This window comes from Mesotoga sp. HF07.pep.5.2.highcov, from assembly GCF_003666285.1.
GTDB classification, from domain to species: domain Bacteria; phylum Thermotogota; class Thermotogae; order Petrotogales; family Kosmotogaceae; genus Mesotoga; species Mesotoga prima.
Genome location: NZ_JFHJ01000040.1, coordinates 1 through 1,225 on the forward strand (window position 1 = coordinate 1; position 1,225 = coordinate 1,225).

Genomic DNA, 1,225 nt, shown 5'->3' on the forward strand with positions numbered 1-1,225 from the left:
GGCATCGCCATATAATTTGCAAGTGTTGGCCAGTCGGGCAACATGTCGAGCAACAAAAAAGCTCTGTTGGTCAAGTATCCCAGAAAGGCCTACCAAATCATAAGAAATAACAGAGAAAGCGCGGTCGTCCTTTTGCCCGACCTGTATCCCTACAACGTTGGAGTTCCTCACGTGAATTACTCGCAGTTGCGCGATGGTATCATGTACTCATTCGCCGCCATGCTTTCCGAACATGAAAACGAGCTGAGAAGCAGATTCAAAGTGTTCTGCTTCAAACATGATCTCGAGGTCCTTTTACTTGCAGCTATTGATCAACTTCAAGAATACCTTGGCATGAATATCCGCAGAACGTGGTCAGAAGAAGTGGAAGACCAGGACGACAACAGTCCACCCAAAAAAATAATCGAGAGTCTCTTCCGCAAAGCCAAGAAGCGATATGGAGTAGCAACTGCGGCCGAGATACTAAGAAAAGCGTCACTGGAAGACATTCGCGCGAAATGTCCTCAGAGCTTCGCTCCATTTTTAGAATACATAGAGAAGTTAGAACCGTGAATCGATAAGCACTATTGTGCAAATGAGCAAATTCACCTGAAACTATTAATTCATATGCAACTTCACATTACAGCATCGCGACCGAAATCGCTTACCGGGTGACTGGTCGTTCATGCCTGCAAAAGAATCCCAGAATCGTCAGACAGTGTTAGCGCGCCGCCTCAGTGCTTATTTCCGCCTGGCGAAGCCGGAACTGGCCTGCGTCAGCAGACTGACTGATTCTTGCCTCCTGGCGCGAAAGCGCCAGCATCACTTCCCGACGTAGTCGGCCTCACTTCCCCGGATAATCCTCCGGGCATCACTTCCTCGCGCCAGCGAGCCTCACTTCTAAACTGACCGCCGATGATCTTCGGCGCATTGCGACTTTTGCTATGGTCTGTCCCGTTTTACGCGGTATAGACAAAGATTCTGACCAGAAGCTTCGTCAGAATGACCTGAAGGGAGCATGACTGTCATCCCGTGATGCTTTTGCACGGGATCTTATCTCTAGGAGCCGCTGTAGACTTAGAATCAAGTACCTGCTGAGCGCTGTAAGCGAAAATAGGGACTGACCGGATCCTATGGTCTGTCCCGTTTTTCGCGAGGGGCAGGGATCCTGACCAGGAACATTGTCAGGATGACGTGAAGGGTGCCATCCCCTAGGATCTTCTCTGACGAGCGCCTCTTCTGTCAT

General features: G+C 49.7%; 1 protein-coding gene. It reads left to right on the forward strand.

Features of this window, described 5'->3' with window-relative positions:
* Positions 1-42 precede the first annotated feature (42 nt).
* Positions 43-552, forward strand: a complete 510-nt coding sequence (locus BG32_RS00815) for a DUF4276 family protein (RefSeq protein WP_121526230.1) — start codon at positions 43-45, stop codon at positions 550-552.
* The last annotated feature ends 673 nt before the right edge of the window (positions 553-1,225 follow it).